The 21,450-nt window shown below is 51.0% G+C and carries 22 protein-coding genes; 6 read left to right on the top strand and 16 right to left on the bottom strand.

The genetic code is table 11. From position 1 onward, the window contains the following. Positions 1-61: 61 nt before the first annotated feature. The 5 genes from LBW89_RS21445 to LBW89_RS21425 all read left to right on the top strand — a co-directional run bounded on the left by LBW89_RS21445 (position 62) and on the right by LBW89_RS21425 (position 4,780). On the top strand, positions 62-928 hold the full coding sequence (locus tag LBW89_RS21445) for a phosphosulfolactate synthase (protein WP_225040291.1): 867 nt from the start codon (positions 62-64) through the stop codon (positions 926-928). A 122-nt stretch (positions 929-1,050) separates the two neighbouring features. After that, positions 1,051-1,491, top strand: coding sequence for a MarR family winged helix-turn-helix transcriptional regulator (locus tag LBW89_RS21440; RefSeq protein ID WP_225040289.1), 441 nt, complete (start codon positions 1,051-1,053; stop codon positions 1,489-1,491). Between the two features lie 119 nt (positions 1,492-1,610). After that, positions 1,611-1,901 carry an ArsR/SmtB family transcription factor gene (locus LBW89_RS21435; protein WP_148457590.1) on the top strand — a complete coding sequence of 97 codons (291 nt, stop codon included), beginning with the start codon at positions 1,611-1,613 and terminating at the stop codon, positions 1,899-1,901. An 88-nt stretch (positions 1,902-1,989) separates the two neighbouring features. Beyond that, positions 1,990-3,183, top strand: a complete 1,194-nt coding sequence (locus LBW89_RS21430) for an MFS transporter (protein WP_225040287.1) — start codon at positions 1,990-1,992, stop codon at positions 3,181-3,183. A gap of 145 nt (positions 3,184-3,328) precedes the next feature. Next, positions 3,329-4,780 carry a 4-hydroxyphenylacetate 3-hydroxylase family protein gene (locus LBW89_RS21425; protein ID WP_225040285.1) on the top strand — a complete coding sequence of 484 codons (1,452 nt, stop codon included), beginning with the start codon at positions 3,329-3,331 and terminating at the stop codon, positions 4,778-4,780. A gap of 329 nt (positions 4,781-5,109) precedes the next feature. On the opposite strand, the gene LBW89_RS21420 is transcribed toward LBW89_RS21425, so the two are convergent. Beyond that, the gene (locus tag LBW89_RS21420) at positions 5,110-6,372 is read right to left on the bottom strand and encodes an Nramp family divalent metal transporter (protein WP_148457970.1); all 1,263 of its coding nucleotides are present in this window, start codon (positions 6,370-6,372) and stop codon (positions 5,110-5,112) included. A gap of 301 nt (positions 6,373-6,673) precedes the next feature. Further along, positions 6,674-7,555 (bottom strand): AraC family transcriptional regulator, encoded by an 882-nt coding sequence (locus tag LBW89_RS21415; RefSeq protein WP_148457587.1) that lies wholly within the window; start codon positions 7,553-7,555, stop codon positions 6,674-6,676. Positions 7,556-7,687: 132 nt separating this feature from the next. On the opposite strand from LBW89_RS21415, the gene nudK reads away from it, so the two are divergent. Further along, entirely contained in the window at positions 7,688-8,659 is a 972-nt protein-coding gene (gene nudK / locus LBW89_RS21410; RefSeq protein ID WP_148457586.1) for a GDP-mannose pyrophosphatase NudK, read from the top strand. 133 nt (positions 8,660-8,792) lie between these two features. On the opposite strand, the gene LBW89_RS21405 is transcribed toward nudK, so the two are convergent. The 14 genes from LBW89_RS21405 to LBW89_RS21340 all read right to left on the bottom strand — a co-directional run bounded on the left by LBW89_RS21405 (position 8,793) and on the right by LBW89_RS21340 (position 21,339). Further along, the gene (locus LBW89_RS21405) at positions 8,793-9,257 is read right to left on the bottom strand and encodes a DMT family transporter (RefSeq protein ID WP_170287193.1); all 465 of its coding nucleotides are present in this window, start codon (positions 9,255-9,257) and stop codon (positions 8,793-8,795) included. A gap of 68 nt (positions 9,258-9,325) precedes the next feature. Continuing rightward, complete coding sequence (locus LBW89_RS21400) at positions 9,326-9,874, bottom strand: GNAT family N-acetyltransferase (RefSeq protein ID WP_148457584.1); 549 nt, start codon at positions 9,872-9,874, stop codon at positions 9,326-9,328. 101 nt (positions 9,875-9,975) lie between these two features. Beyond that, on the bottom strand, positions 9,976-10,452 hold the full coding sequence (locus tag LBW89_RS21395) for a DMT family transporter (protein WP_148457583.1): 477 nt from the start codon (positions 10,450-10,452) through the stop codon (positions 9,976-9,978). A 13-nt stretch (positions 10,453-10,465) separates the two neighbouring features. Then, positions 10,466-11,170, bottom strand: coding sequence for a Crp/Fnr family transcriptional regulator (locus tag LBW89_RS21390; RefSeq protein WP_148457582.1), 705 nt, complete (start codon positions 11,168-11,170; stop codon positions 10,466-10,468). 24 nt (positions 11,171-11,194) lie between these two features. Beyond that, positions 11,195-11,620, bottom strand: a complete 426-nt coding sequence (locus tag LBW89_RS21385) for a DMT family transporter (protein ID WP_148457581.1) — start codon at positions 11,618-11,620, stop codon at positions 11,195-11,197. Between the two features lie 96 nt (positions 11,621-11,716). After that, positions 11,717-12,889 carry a bis-aminopropyl spermidine synthase family protein gene (locus LBW89_RS21380; protein WP_225040283.1) on the bottom strand — a complete coding sequence of 391 codons (1,173 nt, stop codon included), beginning with the start codon at positions 12,887-12,889 and terminating at the stop codon, positions 11,717-11,719. Positions 12,890-13,340: 451 nt separating this feature from the next. Beyond that, positions 13,341-14,357 (bottom strand): UDP-N-acetylmuramate dehydrogenase, encoded by a 1,017-nt coding sequence (locus LBW89_RS21375; protein ID WP_225040281.1) that lies wholly within the window; start codon positions 14,355-14,357, stop codon positions 13,341-13,343. 128 nt (positions 14,358-14,485) lie between these two features. Continuing rightward, positions 14,486-15,016 (bottom strand): DinB family protein, encoded by a 531-nt coding sequence (locus LBW89_RS21370; protein WP_225040279.1) that lies wholly within the window; start codon positions 15,014-15,016, stop codon positions 14,486-14,488. 37 nt (positions 15,017-15,053) lie between these two features. Further along, the gene (locus LBW89_RS21365) at positions 15,054-15,944 is read right to left on the bottom strand and encodes a macrolide 2'-phosphotransferase (protein ID WP_318249431.1); all 891 of its coding nucleotides are present in this window, start codon (positions 15,942-15,944) and stop codon (positions 15,054-15,056) included. A gap of 384 nt (positions 15,945-16,328) precedes the next feature. Further along, positions 16,329-17,507, bottom strand: a complete 1,179-nt coding sequence (locus tag LBW89_RS21360; protein ID WP_225040276.1) for an MFS transporter — start codon at positions 17,505-17,507, stop codon at positions 16,329-16,331. 160 nt (positions 17,508-17,667) lie between these two features. Continuing rightward, positions 17,668-17,970, bottom strand: a complete 303-nt coding sequence (locus LBW89_RS21355; protein WP_148457576.1) for an ArsR/SmtB family transcription factor — start codon at positions 17,968-17,970, stop codon at positions 17,668-17,670. Between the two features lie 49 nt (positions 17,971-18,019). After that, positions 18,020-19,849, bottom strand: a complete 1,830-nt coding sequence (locus LBW89_RS21350; protein WP_225040274.1) for a UbiD family decarboxylase — start codon at positions 19,847-19,849, stop codon at positions 18,020-18,022. A gap of 74 nt (positions 19,850-19,923) precedes the next feature. Continuing rightward, entirely contained in the window at positions 19,924-20,409 is a 486-nt protein-coding gene (locus LBW89_RS21345; protein ID WP_225040272.1) for a DinB family protein, read from the bottom strand. Between the two features lie 516 nt (positions 20,410-20,925). Then, on the bottom strand, positions 20,926-21,339 hold the full coding sequence (locus LBW89_RS21340; protein WP_148457573.1) for a VOC family protein: 414 nt from the start codon (positions 21,337-21,339) through the stop codon (positions 20,926-20,928). Positions 21,340-21,450 lie beyond the last annotated feature (111 nt).

Below are 21,450 nucleotides of genomic sequence, written 5' to 3'. Positions count from 1 at the left end.
CGCATAAGATATCAATGTCACCTGATGACATGAAAAGTCTAAAGAATTGAGGAGAGTTCAGATGAAAAATTCCTTGCGTGGAGTTTGGCCCTCCGAACTGTGCGATCCGAGCGGAATTCGCCTAGATGCCGCGGCGGAACCGGATCCAGAAAGCAGGGCCGCAGGGACGGGACGCGGACAGACGATGGTCATCGATAAGGGGCTCGGCAGGCATTCGTTTACGGACATGATCGAAACGGCCTCTTCCTACATCAGCTGCATTAAACTCGGCTTCGGCACGGCCCCTCTGTACAGCACCGAACTGCTGCTATATAAAATCGACCTGGCCAAACGGCACGGTATTGTCGTCATGCCGGGAGGGACGCTTTTGGAGACGGCCGTTCAGCAGGATGTGGTGCCCGCTTTTTTCAATACCGTCTGTAATTTGGGCTTTAACGGGATTGAGGTGTCCGACGGCACGATAAATCTTCCGCGGCAGAAGCGCACCGAACTGATCAAGGAAGGGAAACAGCGGGGATTGATCGTGTTCACGGAATACGGCAAAAAATTGTCGGGATCTCTGATCGATGCCGCCTCGCTCGCCGAAACGATGGAAACGGACCTCGCCGCCGGTGCCGAACTGTTAACGGTGGAGGCGCGCGAATCCGGTACAGGGGTGGGCGTTTTCGACGAAAAGGGCGAATGTCGGACGAATCTGCTGGACGATGTGCTGAAATTCGTGCCGGATCTGAACCGCCTGATGTGGGAAGCGCCTCTGAAGCATCAGCAGGTTCTGTTTTTGCGTAAATTCGGTCCCGGCGTGCACTTGGGCAATATTCCTCCAACCGAAGTGCTTTCGCTGGAGACGATGCGGCGGGGACTTCGCCAGGATACGTTTGAATTCGGTTTGAAGAAGAAGGAACTCAAGGAATACGTATATGTGATTTAACGGGAACAAGAAAGACTATGGTGATCCCTTTCGGGAAGATCATAGTCTTTTTTTGTCATGATGCCATATTTGCATTATGCAATTAAATGCGGTATAACTAGAGGTCTAGAGGAGATGAAAGTATGGAGAATACGCGTGAACTGTTACAAACGATGACCCGCCACTTTGGATCGTTGAACAAAAATTGCTGCAAGGCCGGCGGCACCGAAATTTCTTTGGTTCAAAGCCATATTCTGTACGAAGTAAACCGCCGGCACAAGCCGTCCATGCAGGAGATCGCCGATGCGCTGGATACGGATATCACCACCTTCAGCAGACAGGTTCAATCGCTCGTCAAAATGAATTTGTTGAAGAAAAATCCGGATGTGGCGGACCGCCGGGTTTACAATCTGTCTTTGACCGCGGAAGGGAACTCCGTCGCAGCCTCCATCGATGCTCAGATGGCCCGGACGTTCGAGGAAATCTTCTCGCACCTGACCGAGTTTGAAAAGGAAACAATCCTGCGCTCCATCCGCCTGCTGAATGAAGCTATGGGAAAATCCAGCTTATGCTGCAGTCCGTAGAGGACTGCTATTTCACCTTAAATTTGCAAATTACAAATTTATTTACGGAGGTTTCGTCAACTCCATGCGGTTAACTTAAATCACTTGCAATCTCGTTTGATTTTTTGTATCTTGGTTTTATGACTATTGAACTAACGAAATCGGATGACACTCTGGTCAAAATTTTTAAGGCTTTGGCTGATCCCACCCGGATTGAAATTATCCGGACATTGTACAACAAGGATAAGGAGATGGCCTGCGGGGAGGTAGGCGAAATTTGCGCCATCTCGAAATCGAACGCATCTTACCATTTTCGTACACTTCGGGAAGCCGGACTGATTACCGTAAGAAAAGACGCGCAAACCCGCTATACGAAAATCAACAAAGCCGCATTTGCCGCTTTCCTTCCAGGGTTCCTTGAGTCCTTGTGACGCAAGGACATTCTTTTTGTCTATTAGTTCAATAGTTGTTGTACTACATAACTACAGACTGCATCGTTGCTGCAAAGGAGATGGCTTCATGAACCCTATTATCGTTCTTTATTTCTTGCTCATGTTTCTTATCGGTACGGATACCTTTCTCATCTCTCCGTTACTCCCGGTTTTGCGGGAAACGTACGGCGTTTCGGTAGCGAGTTCCGGATGGATGGTTGGTGCTTACGCGCTCGGATACGCTTTATTCGCCCTGGTAATCGGGCCGCTATCGGATGGATGGAACCGAAAAAAAGTGATGTTATACGGGATGATCGGCTTCGGGATATCGACTTTTTTATGCGGAATAGCCCCTAGCTTTGCCGTGATGCTGCTGTTCCGCGCTCTTTCCGGCATTTCGGCGGCTATCGTTACCCCGCAAATATGGGCTTCCATCCCTTCGCTTGTTCGTCCTAACCAAATTTTGCGAGCTATGGGGATCGTCACGGGTGGGCTCGCCGTTTCTCAAACTCTAGGGGTCCCGTTGGGGGCTTTTATGGCGGATCGCACCTGGTCGCTGCCTTTCTTTCTCTTGGGCGTTTTTGCTTTATTGCTCGCGATACCGATTCGTTTCGTGGTGCCCGATCTCCCGCCGGAACAGACGCCTCGGCGATCGCCCGGCCTCTCTATTCTTCAAAATTACAGGAGTGTCTTTACGGCTAGAAACGGGAAAATTTCGTTCATCGCCTACTTTGCTTTTCAGCTTGGCAACTTTGCGGCTTTCAGCTTTCTCGGAAGTTGGCTGGCCGACGCGTATTCGTTGGGCGTAGCGGGAACGGGGCAAGTTATGATGTTTTTGGGACTCGGCAATCTAATCGGCAGTTTCTTGGGCAGCCGGACCGTCAACCGGTTCGGGAAAAACAAGGTGTTGGTGGTTGCTTTAGGCGCGGCGGGCCTGTTATATCTCGGCATCTCCAATACCTCCTCTCCGTCTTTTGTGAAAGCCGGGTTGTTTGCCATTTTCCTTCTCATGGGCACCCTCTTTCCAGTGATGATAACCGAACTCCAATCGCTCGCACATCAAGCCCGAGGCACGATCGCCGCTTTAAGCAATGCCGCCATGTACGGAGCAACGACCGCTGGCGCATACATCGCGGGCCTTCTTTACGGAAGAACGGGACAATTTATGGCCGTGGCCGCCTTTACTATGGCTTGCTTTATTCTCTCGCTCGGTTTATGGCTAAAGGCCGGAAAACGGGACGTTTCAGTTCAGCATCATGCTACGCAAGGGCATTCTTCCTGACAAAAGAATCGACAGGACCGGACACTCGATTTTGGAAAATGATGCGTCCGATTCACCATTTACATTTCCCCTGCAATATATATAGGGAGATCATTCCGCGGCGATAAGCGACGCATTAATCATCTTCGTAAAGGAGATTATGACCATGCCTGTTAAAAACGGTAGGCAGTATATCGAACGGATAGACCGGCAGCGCATCAACCTTTGGTATCAGGGTGAACGAGTATCCGGCCCCCTGTCCGAACATCCCGCCTTTCGCGGGCTAATCCGCACGCAGGCCGACTTGTATGACCTGCAATGCGACGGGGAATATATCGAACGGATGACCTATCTTTCCCCGCTAACCGGCGAACGCGTCGGTCTCTCCTATCTGCCGCCGGTCAACGCGGACGATCTGGTTCGCAGAAGGCAGGTGACGGAGATTTGGTCGGGGCGGCATCACGGGTTTCTCGGCCGTTCCCCCGACTATATGAACACGGCATTAATGGCCTTTTATACGGCCGCTTCCGTTCTCGAGCAAAGCTCGCCGGATTTTGCCCGGAATTTAAGAAATTATTATGTTTACTGCCGGGAAAACGATATTACGCTGTCGCATGCCTTTGTACAGCCCCTGGCATCCAAATGGTCCGAACCCGCGGACACCGAGGGATCCATTGCGGCTAAAGTCATCGAAACGAACGATAAAGGAATTGTCGTTAGCGGTGCCTTCATCATGGCCACCCAGGGCCCCACCTGTGAAGAAATCCTGGTTTTCCCTTCCCCTTCCTTTTCGCTGTCGGAGGACGGGAATCCCAGCGCTTTTGCCTTTGCGGTCCCGAACGATTTGGAAGGGATCACGTTCATTTGCCGCGAGAGCTATGCCCGCGACTCCGCCTTTGACCACCCGCTTAGCAGCAGATTCGAGGAAATGGACACGTTCGTTGTGTTGGACCGGGTGCTCGTCCCGCATGATCGGGTGTTTTTTTACGGGGATGAAAGGTTGTTCGACCGTTTATTTCAGGAGGGAAATTTCCATGCTTACGCGGGACATCAAATCCTCTCCAGATATATCGCCAAAACCGAGTTTTTGTTGGGTTTGATACTCTCCCTGGCCGAAGAGCAAAACGCGGCAGCGGAGTTGTCGACAACGAGCCGGATCGCCAGAGTAATGACGATGCTCGAGAACCTTCGCGCTTTGAGGCTGGCCTCCGAAACAACGGGTGATACGAACCCTAACGGCTACTATGTTCCCGGGAATCCTCCTTTAATCGCGGCTAATCTTCAGTTTCCCGAATATTATGAAGAAATGATCCATACGATACAACAGCTTAGCGCCAGCAATCTGATTATGAACCCCTTAGAAGCCGACTTGTCATCCGCTCCGAAGCAATATTTGGAGGTTTATTTGAAGGGGGTATCGTCATCGGCCAAAGAGCGGATCTCCCTATTCAGGTTGGCCTGGGAACTGGGGGCGGGTCCCTTCGGCGGCAGACAAAGCCAGTTCGAGCGCTTTTTCTTCGGCAACGCCAAGACGACCGCCAACCGTATGTATCAAAGCTGCGAAAGACAGGAGGACTATAAAGCGCTGGTCCATCAGTTGATCGGAAGAGACTTATAACAAGAAAGCGGCTCTACGTGAGCCGCTTTCTTGCCGCTATTATCTAATCCTTCTCACTAAGCTTCCGTAAACTATCCCAAATGCAAACAGTGTTACCCCTCCGCCAAATAGCCAGCACTTCTCGCTTAAACTCCCGTTGGCCAATGAAAATAAATAGAAGTTGCCCAACTCGGGCCCCGAGAATAAATTTAGCATATAATATCCTAGCGGCAGCATATAACCCACAACCATATTGTCGAATAATGAATACGCCGCAAACCCTAGGGAACCAACGTTGACCTGCCCATTTCATTGAGAATAATACACTGTGATGCGATTTCAAGCCTCATTCACAGCATCTGCACGATGAGGAATAAATTGAGTCCGACGACCAGCGCGGAAATCATCCAACCCAGTATCGTAGTGATGCGCCGGTTGACGAGCCCGCCCATGATGTCGCGGTTGGCGGTAAACAGGATAAGCGGAATAAGAGCGAAGGCGATGCCGAAGGACAGAACCACTTGGCTCATCACCAGAGCGTCCGTCGGGTTCACACCCGAAACAATGATCGCGAGCGGCGGTACCATTGTGATCGCGCGCCGGAGATATAAATTAATCCGTTTGTTGATGAATCCCTGCATGACCACGTCACCGGCCATCGTTCCCACCGAAGAGCTCGACAGACCGGCGATAAGCAGACCCAGACCGAACGAGATAGCGGTGACCGGCCCGGACAATTGTCCAAATTGCCGGAAAGCCACGTCCAGATCCTCGACCACCATTCCATTCTTGAAGAACAGCCCGGCGGAAACGACAACCATCGCCATATTGACGGCACCGGCAATAATCATGGCCAGGATGATATCAATGAATTCCAGCTTGAAAATCTTCTTCTTCTCCGCCTCGTTTCTGCCGACAATGCGATTTTGCGTCAGGGAAGAATGCAGATAAATCGCGTGCGGCATGACGGTAGCGCCAAGGATGCCCGCAGCGAGCAGGACGCTGTCGATTCCGTCAAACCGGGGGGTGACAATGCCGGTGGCAACCGCGGCGAAATCCGGCTTGGCGACGATCACCTGGAAGGCAAAAGCCAATACGACGATCAGCACCATTGCGGCGATTCCGGCCTCAAGCGAGCGATATCCCCTCCGCTGCAGCTCCAGGATGGCAAAGGAGCCGATGGCGGTGATAATGGCGGCCGGCAGCATCGGAATGCCGAATAGCAAGTACAAGCCGAGAGCCGCCCCGATAAACTCGGCCAAATCGGTCGCAATGATGACCAGTTCGCTTTGAATCCACAAGAAGATAGATACGCTTTTCGGAAAGCGGTCGTGTGCAACCTCCGGTAAATTTTTGCCGGTGGCGATGCCCAGCTTCGCCGATAATGTTTGAATCAGAACCGCCATGAGATTCGAGGCCGCGATGACCCATAGAAGTAAATATCCGTATTTGGAGCCTGCGGTAATATTGGTGGCGAAATTGCCGGGATCGAGATAGGCGACCGCTGCAATGAAGGCCGGACCCAAAAACGGCAGCAGTCGCTTTATCCCCTTCGCTTCACCGTTTAAAGCGGCTTTTGCCGCTGCGGGCAAGGCCGTTCCTTTATGATCCATTTTCGTTTGTTCATGTACGACACCTTGTTCCATCATGTCGATCCCTCCTTATGCAAAGGTCAAAGTTGTCTTCAACCAGTAAAGTTTCCTTAATGCAACTTTATATCATGAGTATATTCCTCCTATTGAAAAATGTAAACATTATTTTTGAAAATGCCGTGAAACCGGCAAACGCATCCAGGCAGAATTCTCCATATAAAAAATCCCCTGGACTAGACATCCATCCAAAGATGCATGTCTAGTCCAGGGGACACCTTCATTCCTTGTATTTAAGACAAAAGCATTAGGGCCGCCTCTGATTTTAATCAATAATCACGGTCTTATACGGATATTCCAGCTCTTGCTTCCGGTATTCGAGCGGGGACATCCCGAAGTAATCGCGGAACACTTTTCCGAAATAGCTTTGGGTTTCAAAACCGCATTCCGCCGCGATTCGGTGGACCGCCTGATCCGTAACCCGGAGGGCGGCCGCCGCCTGCTCAATCCGTCTGCGTCTGACGAATTCCATGGGTGAATAGCCGAGGTTTTTTTGAAATAAGCGGCATAGATAATGCTTGGACACGCCCGCATGATTCGCAATATCTTCCAGAGTTAATGATTCGGAAAAATGCCGTTTGATAAAGTCCTCGGCGGCCAAAAAAGCGGGCTTGACCCGTTCCGGCTCTCGTTCCAATTCGGATTCGTTGGCTTGCATAGCTACGATCCACTCGTACACCTTGGTCGATATCCGATAATGGTTGCGCAAGTTCCCGACGGCGATTTCCCGGTACAGGCTCCAAAACAAGCGCAGCGGAGACGATTCCGGCTGAAGTTTGAACGAGGCCCCCGCCTCTCCGCATAACCGGTCCGCAAACCTGTGGGCATCCTCCCCCTTTACGTTCATCCATATGAACTCCCAAGGTTCCTTTGCCGAGGCCTCATAGAAATAACGGGCTTCACTGGGCACTTTAACCAAAAAGCCCGTTCCGGCAGGCAATTGCTGCTCTTTCCCATTCAAGACGACCCTACCTTCCCCGGAAAGTGTAAATTGAAAAATGAAATGCCCCCGGTCCGCACGACGGAAAACGTCAAAGTCGTATTTATCCGTCGCTTTGCGATCCCACCCGATCGAAGATAAGGTGGCGAATGGAAACGGCTTTTCGTCCGCCGTCCGGAAATAGAAGGATGAAGGCGATAGCATCATGCGTCACCTGCCTTATAGTTGAGGTCAATTTTACGATAATTCCGTTCAATATATTAAGATTGTTCATCCCTTTGTCGCCTGCTAGGATAGATAGCAGCGGAACGAGATAAAATCTCCTGAAGGAGGAACACTATGAATCCCAAAGTACGGCTCATCGACGAACAGGTATTATCCGACAATTGGTATGTGCTGAAGAAAATCACCTTTGAAACCCAAAATCAAGACGGAAGCTGGACCACACAGTCCCGGGAGGCTTATGACCGCGGGAATGGGGCCGCCATCCTCCTGTATAACCGGGCGAAAGGAACGGTAATCCTGACCCGCCAGTTCCGGATGCCGACCTACGTCAACGGAAATGAAACCGGAATGCTGATTGAAGTCTGCGCCGGCCTGCTGGATGAGGAAAGTCCCGAAACGGCGATCATCCGGGAAACCGAAGAAGAAACCGGGTATCGGGTTTCCCAAGTGCATAAAGTTTTCGAGGCTTACATGTCGCCCGGTTCCGTTACCGAAATTTTGCATCTTTATATTGCCGAGTACTCCGACGATATGCGTGCCGGCGACGGCGGCGGACTGGCTCACGAGCAAGAAAATATCGAAGTGCTTGAATTACCCTTCGGCGAAGCGCTGGACATGGTGGCGTCCGGAGACATACGGGATGCCAAGACGATCATGCTTCTGCAATATGCCGAAGCGAAGGGGTTGATTCAGCCGAAGTTTTCGGAACCGGAATTCCCCAAGCCTTCATTGCATATTTTGATCGCGGGCCCTTACCGCTCAGGGACGAATGACGACCCCGCGCTCATTCAGCGCAACGTCCGTTTAATGCAGGCGTTCGCCTCCAAAATTTATGAAATGGGGCATTTGCCCGTCCTCGGCGAGTGGTACGCGCTGCCGCTCATAGAAACGGCGGGATCGGCCCGCATCGGTGACGAAGTGTTTAATCGAATATTTCATCCCTCGGCGGTTCGCCTGCTCGATCATATTGATGCCGTTTTGCGGGTCGGCGGTCCGTCGCTAGGTGCCGATGAAATGGTCAACACGGCCAGACGCAAAGGGAAGGCCGTCTATTACGAGCTGAAAGATATCCCTCCGGCTCGTTAAAACGGCCTTTGTTGAGTCTAACCCATCCGCTAACCATGAAGATTTCCCCGGGAAGCATGGTCCATTGCATTTGCCGGCGATCATTCGGGAGAACGAAGTCGGTTCACCACCGGCTTCGTCCTCCATCCCTCTCCTATTCGGCGACTTCCCTGAAAGAATCCGGCTTGCGGGATAACTGCTTCTCGGTTTCTTTGCGTTCGTTTCGCAGATAGATCACGATTCCAAAAATAATGAACCCGCCGCCGGCAAGCTGGAAGATCGAGACCTTCTCATCAAAGAGCAGGTATCCGAATACGACAGCCGCAAAGGTTTCGGATAGCATCCCGACCGAGACGGTCGTAGCTTTCAGCCATTTCAGTAGCCAATTGACGACCGACTGTCCCAGCAAAGTCGGGATGATGGCGGTTCCGATAAATCTCAACCAATCCGCAGCCGGGTATCCGGTCAAGGCATAACCTTTACTCAGGACATATAGGGCGCTGAAGCCCGTACAGAACGCATATAACGCCAGCGTATAAGTCATGGAAGAAAGGGATTGTCGGCTGTGCTGACCGATAAAGTAATAGACCGTTCCCATGAAGGCGCTGGTCAGAGCCAATAGGTCCCCCCAGAAAGCCATCCCGCCGATTGCCGATCGTTCATGAAGGATCCCTCCTCCTGGTCTTCTTAGTATGGGAAGTCGTCCCAACAAATTGGCGTAGTCTTGTTGTTTAGCCAATCCTCACGGAGGATGGCGTAGCCAATGGAATCATAAATGGCGCCGTCCTCGGACGGCCACGACTGGCGGTGAACCGCTTCTTTCACAAAACCGGCCTTATGAAAAACCTTGCGCATGGCCAAATTGTCGACCCGTGTATGTCCTTCCAGCCGGAGTTTGTCCTCGTAAGTGGTGAAGACGAATTCCACCAGTTTACGCAAAGCCTGCAGGCCGATTCCGCGGCCCCTGTGGCTCTCGGCAATGCGGAGGTCGAACATGGGCGTGGGATCCCCGAGATCAAAGACCCGGACCAAACCGACTCGTTGTTCCTGCTCATCCATCGCCCAAAACGTCTTTTTCTCTTCATCGGAGTGATACCGGCCTCGCGCGATCTGCTCCCGCACGGTCGCTTCCGCCATCGTGGCCGCCCCGTGAAACGGCCAGGTTTTCCCCGCTAGAAAAGAAACCAGCTCCTCCGCCTCGGTTTCCACAAAAAACTCACGTAGATAAACGCTCATACTACTCCCCCAATTCCATAACTGCGGTTATCTTAACTAGCTTAGCAAATCGCAACTCCCGTCGTATAGTATCCTTTCGGATACTTTTGGTTCCGTCTTATTTAAGCTTCTTCTCTCGAAGCTACCGCCGCCCGTATCTCTCGTGCTCCTCCAAACTTGAACAGCAGGATCCCGCTTCCGATGACCAGCACGCCCACGAGCTGCTTCATCGTAAAAGGGACGACTTCCAGACCCAGAAATCCGAAAGAATCCCATAACAAGGCGAAAAAAAGTTGGGAGCACATCACGATCGAGATGGTATAAGTGGGACCGAGCCATTTCATGCCGTTGACCATACATACCACGACACCGACTCCAACAATGCCGCTGAACCAGAACCAGGGCTCCATATGCTCCAGATGGAACAGCCTTTTTCCCTCAATCGCCAGTCCGATCAGGAAAGAGGCCAGGAATCCGAGTCCCAACACCAAAGTGGTGGTCGGCCAAGTACCCGCCCGTTCATTGACCCTGCTGTTAAATATATTTTGCAGACCGACCAAAGAGCCGGCCAGAAGCGCTAGCAACAATCCAATCAACATAAAGAAGCCTCCCTTATTGATATTCGTAGATATTCCGGATCGCCATTTTGCCCAAGCCATCCAGGTTTTTCACCAAGAGCCCGCCCTTTTTCCGCTCAAGGAGCCCGTTGGAGCAAAATTGCAAAATAATGCGATTCAAATGCCGGTAGCTGACCCCGATCAAATTAGCCACATCTTTTAGTTCCGCCGTGCTGAGCAGTCCGGAAACAGGATTATGTGACTCGTCGGAAAAAGCGGCGACCAGGTAGCTGGCCAAACGCACATCTACGGGATACATCATGTTAAGGCTGATGGAGTTGGATTTGAGGTAAAATTTCCTCGTGATCACTTTCAGCAAAAACTGCAGCAAAGGCGCATGCTCCTGACCGTACCTCCTAAGGATCCGGTAAGGCACGGCGATCATATGAACTCCGGTCACCGCCTCCACCGTGTTCAATATATCCGTCTCTTGAACGTATTCAATATCCCCGACGAGCTCAAGCGCGGTTTTAAAAGAGATCACCAACGTTTTCCCTTCGGCATTGGTCGTAAACACTTTAAGCTTGCCCTTGACGAGAATATATAAAATTTCCGGACTTTCGCCCTGGGAACAGATCAGATCCCCGCGGTTATATTCGTACAAAGCGCAGTAAGGTCTGATTTTTTCGTACAAAACAGGTTCCAGTCCGTATTCCCGAAGATAAGTTTCCAATAGGATCGGATCTTTGATTTCTTTCATGGCTCACCACTCCCGGCGTTCTGCTTAAAATTTCAATATGATAATGCCGATCACCATCAAGGCGATCCCGATAAACTGCGGGAGACGCATTTTCTGCTTGATCACACCGAACCAGCCGTTAATATCGACTAAAAAAGTCAAGCTAAGCTGGGCGATCAAAACAGCCGCGACGGTCAGCGTAACCCCCACATGGTGGATCGCCGTCATGTTGCTCGAGATGATGATCGCGGCCAAAGCGCCGCTGGTTAAATAAATGGGCTTGACCTCTTTGAATCCCCGCCATCTCTTCTCCTTCACAAACAGAAGAATCAACAACGCCGCCGCAAAGCCGGTAAATTGCGTGATCGTCGCCGCCTGCCAGGTGCCGATCCCTTCGCTGATCCGGGAATTGGCCACCCCCTGCAAGGTTATGAAGAACCCGGCCATAAAAGCAAACAACAGTCCTTTCATCTTCATTTCTCTCCCCAATCCTTATTGATATTCCCTATTAAAAGGGATCTTTAAGTATTTGGGAAGGACATATGTCCTCAAATGCAAGGACCGTTTTCAGCTCTGTTTCACCTTGCGGATGAGCTCGAAGGTAAAGCCGGTGCATCGCGGACATCCCCTATGTTTGAGCTGTTCGATCGTGGCTGCCTCCCCTCGCTGCCCAACCCTCACCTGTGTCTTGCAGCGCTTGCATTGATAAATGCGCAGGGTTCGGTTCACTTCCCCGGTATACATCTCCTCCTGGAAGCTGCCCGTTATTTCCGGCGCACTCTGATCGGTTGTGCGCAGCACGAACATCTGGCTCCGGTTGGCGATCGACCCGGCCCCTTCATAGATATTGAAATGGGGATAGTTCGCACAGACGGTCAGCCCCATGTTTACAAACGCCCGCTGCATCGACAAGGTAAAGCCGGGTGGTTTATGGGCGAAGGACAAAAAGATCGACAGCCCGCTTTCTTGACGAAGGGCGCTTAGTCCCCGGGAAAGAAACAATGACATTCCCTGCAGGGTATAGGGCGGATCCGTAAATATACTATGATACTCGCCCAGCATATCGTCAGGCAGAGGTTCGCGCAAATCCCACAGTCTGCAGCGTATGGGTAAATGATAAGCGGCCGCCAACTCCTCGATATAGCTTAAAAATCTTGAATCGATATCCACGACTTCGATTTCGGTGGCCCGGTGGTCGGAATTCGGAAAAAGCCGTTTCAACAAAAAACCGGCCGAAACGCTGACCAGATCGTCATCGCCAACACAGAGAATTTTTTTACCGATAAGAGCTTGCTCCCGGAGAGACAGGACCGCTCTCTTCAAACTGGTTTCCGGCGTACATTTGGCCTGGTCCAGTTGGACGTTTGCCTGCGGCCTTAACGCATAGCCATGCTCTAGCTCGGTAAGCAGGCTTTGAACCTCTTTTTTCCACTCTGCGGAACCTTCGGCAATAAGTTGATGGTAAAGGATTTTATCGATCCCGCTATATCCCCATTGCCTATCAACCCAGGCTTCTCCCTCCGGGGTGCAGCGGACACCGCGATCCTGCGTCAAAGCGCCGGCCCGGATAAATTCTCTTTTGACTGCCGCCGTTAAAGGGACGGGCAAGCCGCATTTTACCGCCAAGGCTTTAGTCGATATCCCCGGGGTTAAGTAGCACTCCATCAGAACCCTCTCCAACGCGGCCGTCCCTTCCTGAAGCTGTATTTGCTCATATACATGTTCAATTAAGTTTTTCATCCCATCGCTCCCTTTTTCTAGATCCTCCTTCAACTTCCGGTTTTATTTGGCGTACAATTTGTTTCATTCCGATCACTCCCGGTTCAAAATATAAAAAAGAGCGGTCCATGAACACACGTTCACTCCCGCTCTTTTTTGCGCTGCCCCAATAGCCCCTAAACAAAAAATCCGCGCTGAACTCAGCACGGATATGTGTTAGGCATATCAAGACGACTCCAAATTCGGAGGGTATCCGCTGTTCTTAACTAAATCCATAAGCCGTCATTGCCCGCATGAAAACAAACCCTTCTGATCAGTCGTCAGAAAGACGGGACAAATGAAGCTTATTTATGGAATTATCTTAGTTAAGAACGACTCCGGACATAAAAACTTCTCCTTATTGGAAGATAGTTACATGATAATATAGCCGATCTGCCCTGTCAACCACAAGGCATGAAGGCCTTCAAACGGATCACGACGGCACAACCACCACCTCGGGCTCCGGCACAAATCCGTAATGCTTGCTAAAGGCATCCTGCACTTTATGAATCAGATACAGGATTTCTTCCGCTTTGGCGCCTCCCCTATTCTGAATCACATTGCCGTGAACGGGAGAGATCATGGCGTTCCCGTACTGCAATCCCTTGAGTTGGAGACGGTCCGCCAGCCTGCCGATGGGTTCGCCGATATCATAATTGTTTTTGAACACGGAACCGCAGGAAGGGTAGTCAAAATGATGTTTTCCCGTGCGGTCTTCAATGACTCCCCGCATCTTGCCTAGCGTCCGCCCTAGCCGGGCCTCCAGACGATCCAGCGCACCGGCGTAAAAATCATAAAATTCCGACAGGCTGGAAATGGCCGTCTTTTCCCGATCCATATGGACCAAAAAGGGATCTAAAGCATCCGGGTTGGCCGGGCAGCGCTTAAACTTTAATTGCGCTCCGGTAATGAACCAATTCTTCTGCTGAAAAATCGAACGTTTGTAACTGAATTCACATTGTTCTGCGGCAATCGATTGAATCCCTTGGCGCAGGTCATCCAAATCCACATAGTATACGGTATCCAAAAAATCGCTGATATGGTGTTCGAAATACTTCGCGTTCATGTAGATTCCGCCCCCCAATGTCCCCGGTAGCAGATAGCAGAAATCGAAATCTTCGGTTCCGATTTCGGCGCCGACAAGCGCCAGCAAGGACATCGGCGTCCCCGCCGACACGTATATGCGCTCTTCGCTCATCGAAAGTTCACGGTGGGATCTCGTCGAGATAAATAAAGTTTCCCGGCTCGGTCTATCGGGAAACAACAAGTTGGACCCCATCCCGAAGAAAACGGGGTTCAAACCATGGGATTGCGCCGCCTCCAAAACGGCGCGGATGTCGTCGTCGGTCTGCGGCAGAGCCAAAAATGCGGCGGTTCCTCCGATTTCATACGTGGAATATCGGGATAAAGGCTGGTCCTTGAGAAGACAGGCCAGGTCCAGGGTAGACATGTATGTAAGCTCCTTCCTCATGCTCATGCTGTCGGTGTCAAACAAAAAGCACACATCATATACGTTTATGTATATTATGTGTGCTCTTATAGAAAGATGCAACAAACGGGGGGGCCTATTTTCCAGCCTCAGGCGAGCGACTTCAGCAATCTGCCGTGCAGCGAAAAGATCTGCCCGCGGTGATGAGCTTCATGTTCAATCAAATGGTAGACCACCCACTCGGGGGTGACATCATACGGTTCCAAGACTCGGGGGCGCCGCCAGTCTTCCAGACTCATTTCCCGAAACACCGCCAAAAAAGCGTTACGCACGCGGTCGAGCCTTTCAAAATGCCTTTCGATGCTTTCGCCTTCCACATGAGACAAATCGTCGTTGTCTTCCCGGCAGTCGACCGGAAACAAAGCTTTGATGTCGGGATTCCAAGGGGAACAAAGCACTTCTTCATAAAGCCAATCCGCTTCGATAAAAGCGATATGATACAAGAGGGAACCGATCGAAGTAGCCCCTTCCAGCCGGGTATCCAGGACCGCTTGGCTCGCTTCCGCCAGCCTCGTCTTAATCGTTCTTCTTACATCCTCCATTCCCCACAACCAACGGCCGATTTCCGGCTCGATGACCGGAACGGGGGTAATCATCAATGACTTGCGCGCTTGATTCAATATAGTTTAATTCCTCCTGATTTCTTAGAATTTTGGTTTAATCGGCTTTCCAGGTTGCCAGCATCCCTCTGGCCATTTCCATATCCTGCTCCTTCCCCGTCGTTAGCGCAAATTTCGCGACCAATGCGGGGTACGCCGCCCACTGCTCGGCGATATGTTCAGACATGCGAGGCCAAGTCCGGCCCCCGGAGCGTTCATAACGCTCCAGTAAATCCTCAAGTCCTTCGCGCCCGAACAGCGCATAATAAATGGTAAAATCCTTTCCCGGATCGGCTACTTCCGCTTCGGTCCAGTCAATCAGGCCGGTGACGCGCTGCTTGTCATCGACCAAAATATGAGGCGGATGCAAGTCACCGTGGATCAGGACCGAGAAGTCCGGCCAATAATAATCCGTGGCCAACCAACGATTCCATCGGGTACTCAGGGATTCGGGAATAGTAAAGTGTTCGGAGATTTCCCGGATGTGATCGGCATAGCCTTGTCTCGCTTCCTGCGGGGACTTTACCCGTAAACGGACTGCTGCCGCGGCGTCCCGATCCGTCCCGTGAAGGTCGGCAAGCGCACCGGCAAGGGAATCGAAAAATGCATCCTCCAGCCGAGCCTGTTCAAATGCCCAGGCGTACCCTCCCGCGGCGGCATCAACGACCGCGACGGGGAATCCCGGTAGCAGCGGATAGGCGATCAACTCCGGATCGAAAATCTGCCAGTCGGGGACTGCCACAGACAGCTGGTTATGAAGCAGGCCTAACACGTTTCGTTCGTTTACCGCTCTCTCCCAGACATCCTTCCTTCTGGGCTTGCGAAGCACCCAAGTTCGGTTATCCTTCGCGTCTTTGGCAAAACCGACCAGGAAGTCCATTCCCGTTTCATTCAGCTCCAGACTCTTCGGGTCCAGATTTAATCCAAGCCGCCGAGCATCCGAGATCATTTGATTCTCCACGTACCCATGGGCATGCTCATTCCCGTTACCGTTCAAGTTTGATGGTGTCATAAATCCACCACTCCTCCTCTTCAAAATAAAAAACACAGGCAGTCGTCTGCCTGTGCGGGTTTCGAAAAAGGAATGGCTTCGCATAACCAAGTTGGTTAAGGGCAAAAAGACACACGCGATCCAATGCACCTTAACAACAAAGATGGATGAAGACACCCGCGGATAGACATACCTCTCCCGATTTCCTGCGCACAGGCAGAACGAAAACAGCTCCACAACAAAATCATGGCCGTCTCAATCGGGAATAATCTATCACACGAAAGCCTCCTTTTATCAAGTGGCGTAATCATATCACACCTTAGAGCCCGAAGCAATCCAAATTTATCCTTTCGCCGCATTCATGTTTGCTTTGGATTTGGAAATCGCCCGAAAGCTCCCCAAGCCGACTATAATGGCGAAAAGAACGCTAAGTGCGCCGATCCACGTTACCGATGCCAGAGAAATATACTTGATCGCCAAACCGCCGATTCCGGCTCCGGCAGCCATAGCCAGTTGCATCATCGACTGGTTTAAGCCGAGGAGGACCCCGGAGGATTCCGGCTCCATCGTCGCCATATGATATTGCTGGGTCGGACCGGTTGACCAGGCCGAAAAAGACCAAAGAATCAGTAAGAGGAATATACCGGTGATGGTCCCGGCTACCACCGACAAAAGGACCAACATCAGAATATGCAGCAGCATCCCGCCGGTCAAAGTGACCTTAACGCCCCAATGGTCCGTGCTGTATCCTCCGAATTTGGATCCCGCCAGGCTGGCCAGGCCGAAAGCAAGCAGCAAAGGACTTAGCAGCTTTTCCCCCATTCCCGAAACCTCGAGCAAATAAGGAGAGAGATAGGTATAAGCGATGGAGTACCCGCCCAGCCATAAAAAGGTGATCGACAGTCCCAGCGCGACATGTCGTTTCTTCAAGAGAGATAATTGCTGCATCAGGGGGACCGGTTTATCCCCCTCAATCGGTTTCAAGGTTCGGGAGAGTACGATCATGGCGAGGACGCCCATCACGGCAATCCCGCCGAAAACAGCCTTCCACCCCCACATGCCGGTAACGATCCGGCCCAAAGGCACTCCGACGATAAGCGAAGCCGTAAAGCCCATGATGACGGTAGCGATAGCGCTCCCCTGCTTTCCGGCCGGCGCTATTTTGGCCGCGATATTGAGAGCGGTGACGACCACGGTCCCAGCTCCTAGCGCCATGATTACACGGGCCAGCACAAACAAACCATAGCCTGGAAGCAAAAAAGCCAGAGCGTTCGCCGCAACGAACAAACCTAATCCGTAGAGAATTAACTTCTTGCGGTCCATTCGAGAGGTTAAACCCATGACGATGGGGGTCCCCAGCCCATAGACCAGCGAAAAAATCGTGATAAGCTGGCCGGTCGCCGCAATAGTAATTCCCAGATCCTCGGCGATTTTATCCAGTATCCCGGAAATGACATATTCCGAAGTCCCGACCAAGAAACTAACGATAGCGAGCACATAAATTTTCCAAGTATTTTGCAAGATGTTCACTCCTATTCCGCTACTTTGCTCGTATTTCATCTATATTAAAACAATTCGCGATATATCGATATGTTGAATATTAAACAGTCATATCGCGAATTGTCGAATTGTCTGACGAAACGAATCCCGAGCCCTTACTCGCAGCTCAGGATCCGTGATTTTAGATTTCCTGCTTTAAATATTCCGCAATTTCCGCGATCGCAGCCTCGTCCCTCCGATAATAAGTGAACTTGCCGATCCTTTGTGTCTTGATCAGCCCGGCTCGCTGCAAAATCGTCAGATACTGGGATGCCGTGGATTGCGTCATATTCAATTTGTCGGTGATTTGAGAAACGCAAACACCAATTTTGTTCATGTCAATGCCTTCATGAGGTGTAAAGTGAAGATCGGGTTGTTTCAGCCAGTGCAGAATTTGCAGTCTCGACTCATTCGACAACGCTTTAAATACTTCAATTGGTTTCATGATTATCATTATATCGATGATTTGCGATATGTCAATATTCAATCAGAAATTAAATTTTAATCCCGCTAAGGCTTCCGCCTTTTGCAAACAACCGGTCAATATGCTTGTCCACGTCGGCATCCTGTACAAGCGGTGGGGCTTGGTGCGGTTTGGAGCGAGCGTCAATAATGACGTTGTCGCAGCCCCAATGCTTGTTGTCATAGTAGCTGTTGACGCCATAAATATCATGGGACGGGTTGCTTCGCGTAAAAGTCACCCAAAGGAAGTTTCTCAGATCGGCGCTTACGAAAGAACTGTCATCACAAAGGATGATCATCGGACAAGCAGGTAGCGCTCCCTGCTCGGATACCGCCTTCGTCAATGCCTCCAGCTGTTTCTGGGCCTCGGGGTAACTCCCGAATTGCGGGCCTTGAATCGCCACAACTCCCGGCATAATAAGCCGGGGATTTTCAAAGCCCCTGACCCGTTTCAGCGAATCCGGCACTTCCCTGCACAGCTCCCGCTTCTTGTCTCCGTATGCCGCAAAAACCACTTTACTGCCGCTATTCAGGCCGGTGCCGGAATAATCGAGCGTGTCGATTGTTGTCTGGGTCTGGAAATGAATGTCCCGATGCAAATCGATTCGCTCCAGGATGTAGGTCAGAAACTCCACTTCCCGGTGGGTGTCGAGCGGCATCCCGTCTTCGGCGGTAATAAACAAATACTTCGCCAGGCTCAACTGGCCGGTACCCAGAATCCGGTTGGCGATCGTAAGCAGTTCGGCCGGACGTTTAACATTTTGATAAGGCGTGTACCGCTCGCTTCCGATGGCAAACAGCAGCGGATGGACCCCCGCCGCATCCACGGCGTGTACTTCTTTGACGCCCGGGATTTCCTGGCGTACCGCATCTCCGGTCAACTCGTGGATCAACTCGCCGAAAGCGGTATCCTCCTGCGGCGGACGGCCGACTACGGTGAACGGCCAAATCGCGTTGGTTCTGGCGTATATTTTATGCACCTTCATCACCGGAAACGGATGGACCAGGCTATAATACCCCAAGTGATCGCCGAACGGTCCCTCCGGCTTGGTTTCGCCGGGGTGAATCTCGCCGGTGATCACGAAATCGGCCTCATTGCTGATGCAATAGCCGTCCACGTAGCTGTAGCGGAATCGGCGCCCGCTTAACATCCCCGCTACCGTAAGCTCGCTTAGCCCTTCCGGCAATGGCATGACGGCCGATAGCGTGTGTGCGGGAGGGCCCCCTACGAAAATGCTCACTTTAAGCGGTTGCCCGAGTTTGTTCGCTTTATCTTGATGGATGCCAATTCCCCGGTGAATTTGGTAGTGAATTCCCACTTCGCGGTCCGGCTCGTACGAGTTTCCGCTAAGCTGGACCCGGTACATCCCCAAATTCGAATTCATGATCCCCGGTTTGGAGGGATCTTCCGTAAACACCTGTGGCAGGGTTACGAAGGCTCCGCCGTCCATCGGCCAATGATGAATGAGCGGCAGGTCCGAAATCCGGATTTCTTGCGCGGTTACCGGACGGCTTCCCCCCTTCATGGGCAAGGCTTTAAGTGCCGCCCAACCGGTGCCGATACTTTTAAACGGCGTTTTCAACGCTGCCAGTGGGTTGCTCTTCAGAGCGATAATATTCTGCGTATTAGTCCAGGTTTTGCGGAAAATGAATTTGCTGCGCTCCAAGGTGCCGAAAAGATTGGAAACGGCCCGGAACTTTGTGCCTTTAACGCGCTCAAACAACAAGGCGGGTCCGCCTGCCTCATAAACCCGCAGGTGGATTGCCGCCATCTCAAGGTAAGGGTCCACTTCCTCGCGAACCCGAATTAAATGTCCATGCTTCTCCAAATCCAAGATACACTCTTCCATATTGCGATACATAACGGGATTACTCCATTCTAGTCGATGTTACTATCAGCATAATCGAGAATCCCGCAAGGTTCAACCGCCGTTTACTAGTTTCGGCTGTCTTCCCGTTCGATCAGATGGAGGATGGTTTTGATTTTTTCGAAATGCATGCCTTCATGGTACAAACAAAAGCTCAAGAACTCATTCACCTTGGATAAATGAAGACCTTTGGAAGTCGTGTAAGGCTGTTTAACTTCTTCTTGGAGCCGAGCGGACAACGCGGTTTCGATCCGCGTCATTTGCCCGCCCAGCAAACCGAGGATTTCCGCAAGCGCGAATCCCCCGTCAGCTCCATGTTCTGGACGAGTGCCGGGGGCGTATAACTCCCCGAAGCCAGGCGGAAGATGCATCTCCTCCCCATTGAAATGGAAGGCGAATTTCTCCTGTACAAAGTAAATATGGCCAAGGTTCCATTTAATATGGTTGCCAAAACCGTCCAGGAGAATCTCCGATTTCCGTTCATCCACCGTACTCGCCAGCTGGAGCGTATTATTCCGCACAAAATTCAACTGGGTAAAAATATAATCACTCATAGGTAGAGTCCCTCATCTCAAGAAATATAACGCGCTGAAAAACAAAATTCTGTCTATAATAAGTTGAATTAAATAAATTGTCGTTAGGCAAGGATGTGATAGGGTTTCGGAAAAAGCGTTGCCAACATCCACAAATGTGGATATAAGGTCCCGCCGTCGGAGTCTACACCATTAACGGGAAAATATCCTGTTAATGTACCCCTCTTGGCCCCCTCGATCGGATTTAGCAGGAAAAACTCCATCTATTTCGCGGCCCTATTGCCGAAATACACAATTTCAGGCGAATTAACGGGAGGTTTTCCAGTTAATTCGCCTCTGCAGACGCATATGTGCCAAATTAACGGGAAGAATTCCCTTTAATTCAAACCAAACATTTAGTTCCACATCCAAGTGTGTAAAGAACGCTCTACACCGCTGTCTAATATGCAAATCAATAGTTCAACCTAAATAGTTCCTGTTTAATTTATCGTATATCAATAATTCATGACATTAACAATCCATGATGTTAATAATAAACTACTGCTCAAGGTTGCTCGGATCCATATACAAAACTTCCCAAAGATGCCCGTCCAAATCCTGAAAACTCCAGCCATACATAAAACCGTGGTCCTGCGGGTCGTTATATTTGGAAGCACCTGCCGCCATGGCGCGGTTGACGATATCGTCCACTTGCTCCTTGCTGGCTGCGGAGAAGGCCAGAATCATCTGGGCCTGAGTTGTCGTATCGGGAATTTCTTTGTTTGTGAACCCTTTAAAATGTTCTTCCGTCTGCAGCATGGCGAAAATATGCTCGCTTATGACCAGACAAGCAGCATTCTCATTCGTAAACTGCGCATTGAATTCAAAGCCGATCTCCTTATAAAAGGCCATGCTTTTGTTCAGGTCTCTCACCGGTAGATTAATAAATACCTGATTTAATTGAAGCGCCATACGATTACCACCTTTATCCTTAATTTTGTTGTGGACAAATTCTGCGATCTTGCCATGCTGTTCTCCTCACACATTTTCACAGAACAGAGGTTCGCCTTCATTCTAGCATAG

The organism is Paenibacillus sp. alder61, assembly GCF_020179875.1.
Taxonomy (GTDB): Bacteria; Bacillota; Bacilli; order Paenibacillales; family Paenibacillaceae; genus Fontibacillus; species Fontibacillus faecis.
This window is presented reverse-complemented; position numbering and strand designations above follow the sequence as displayed.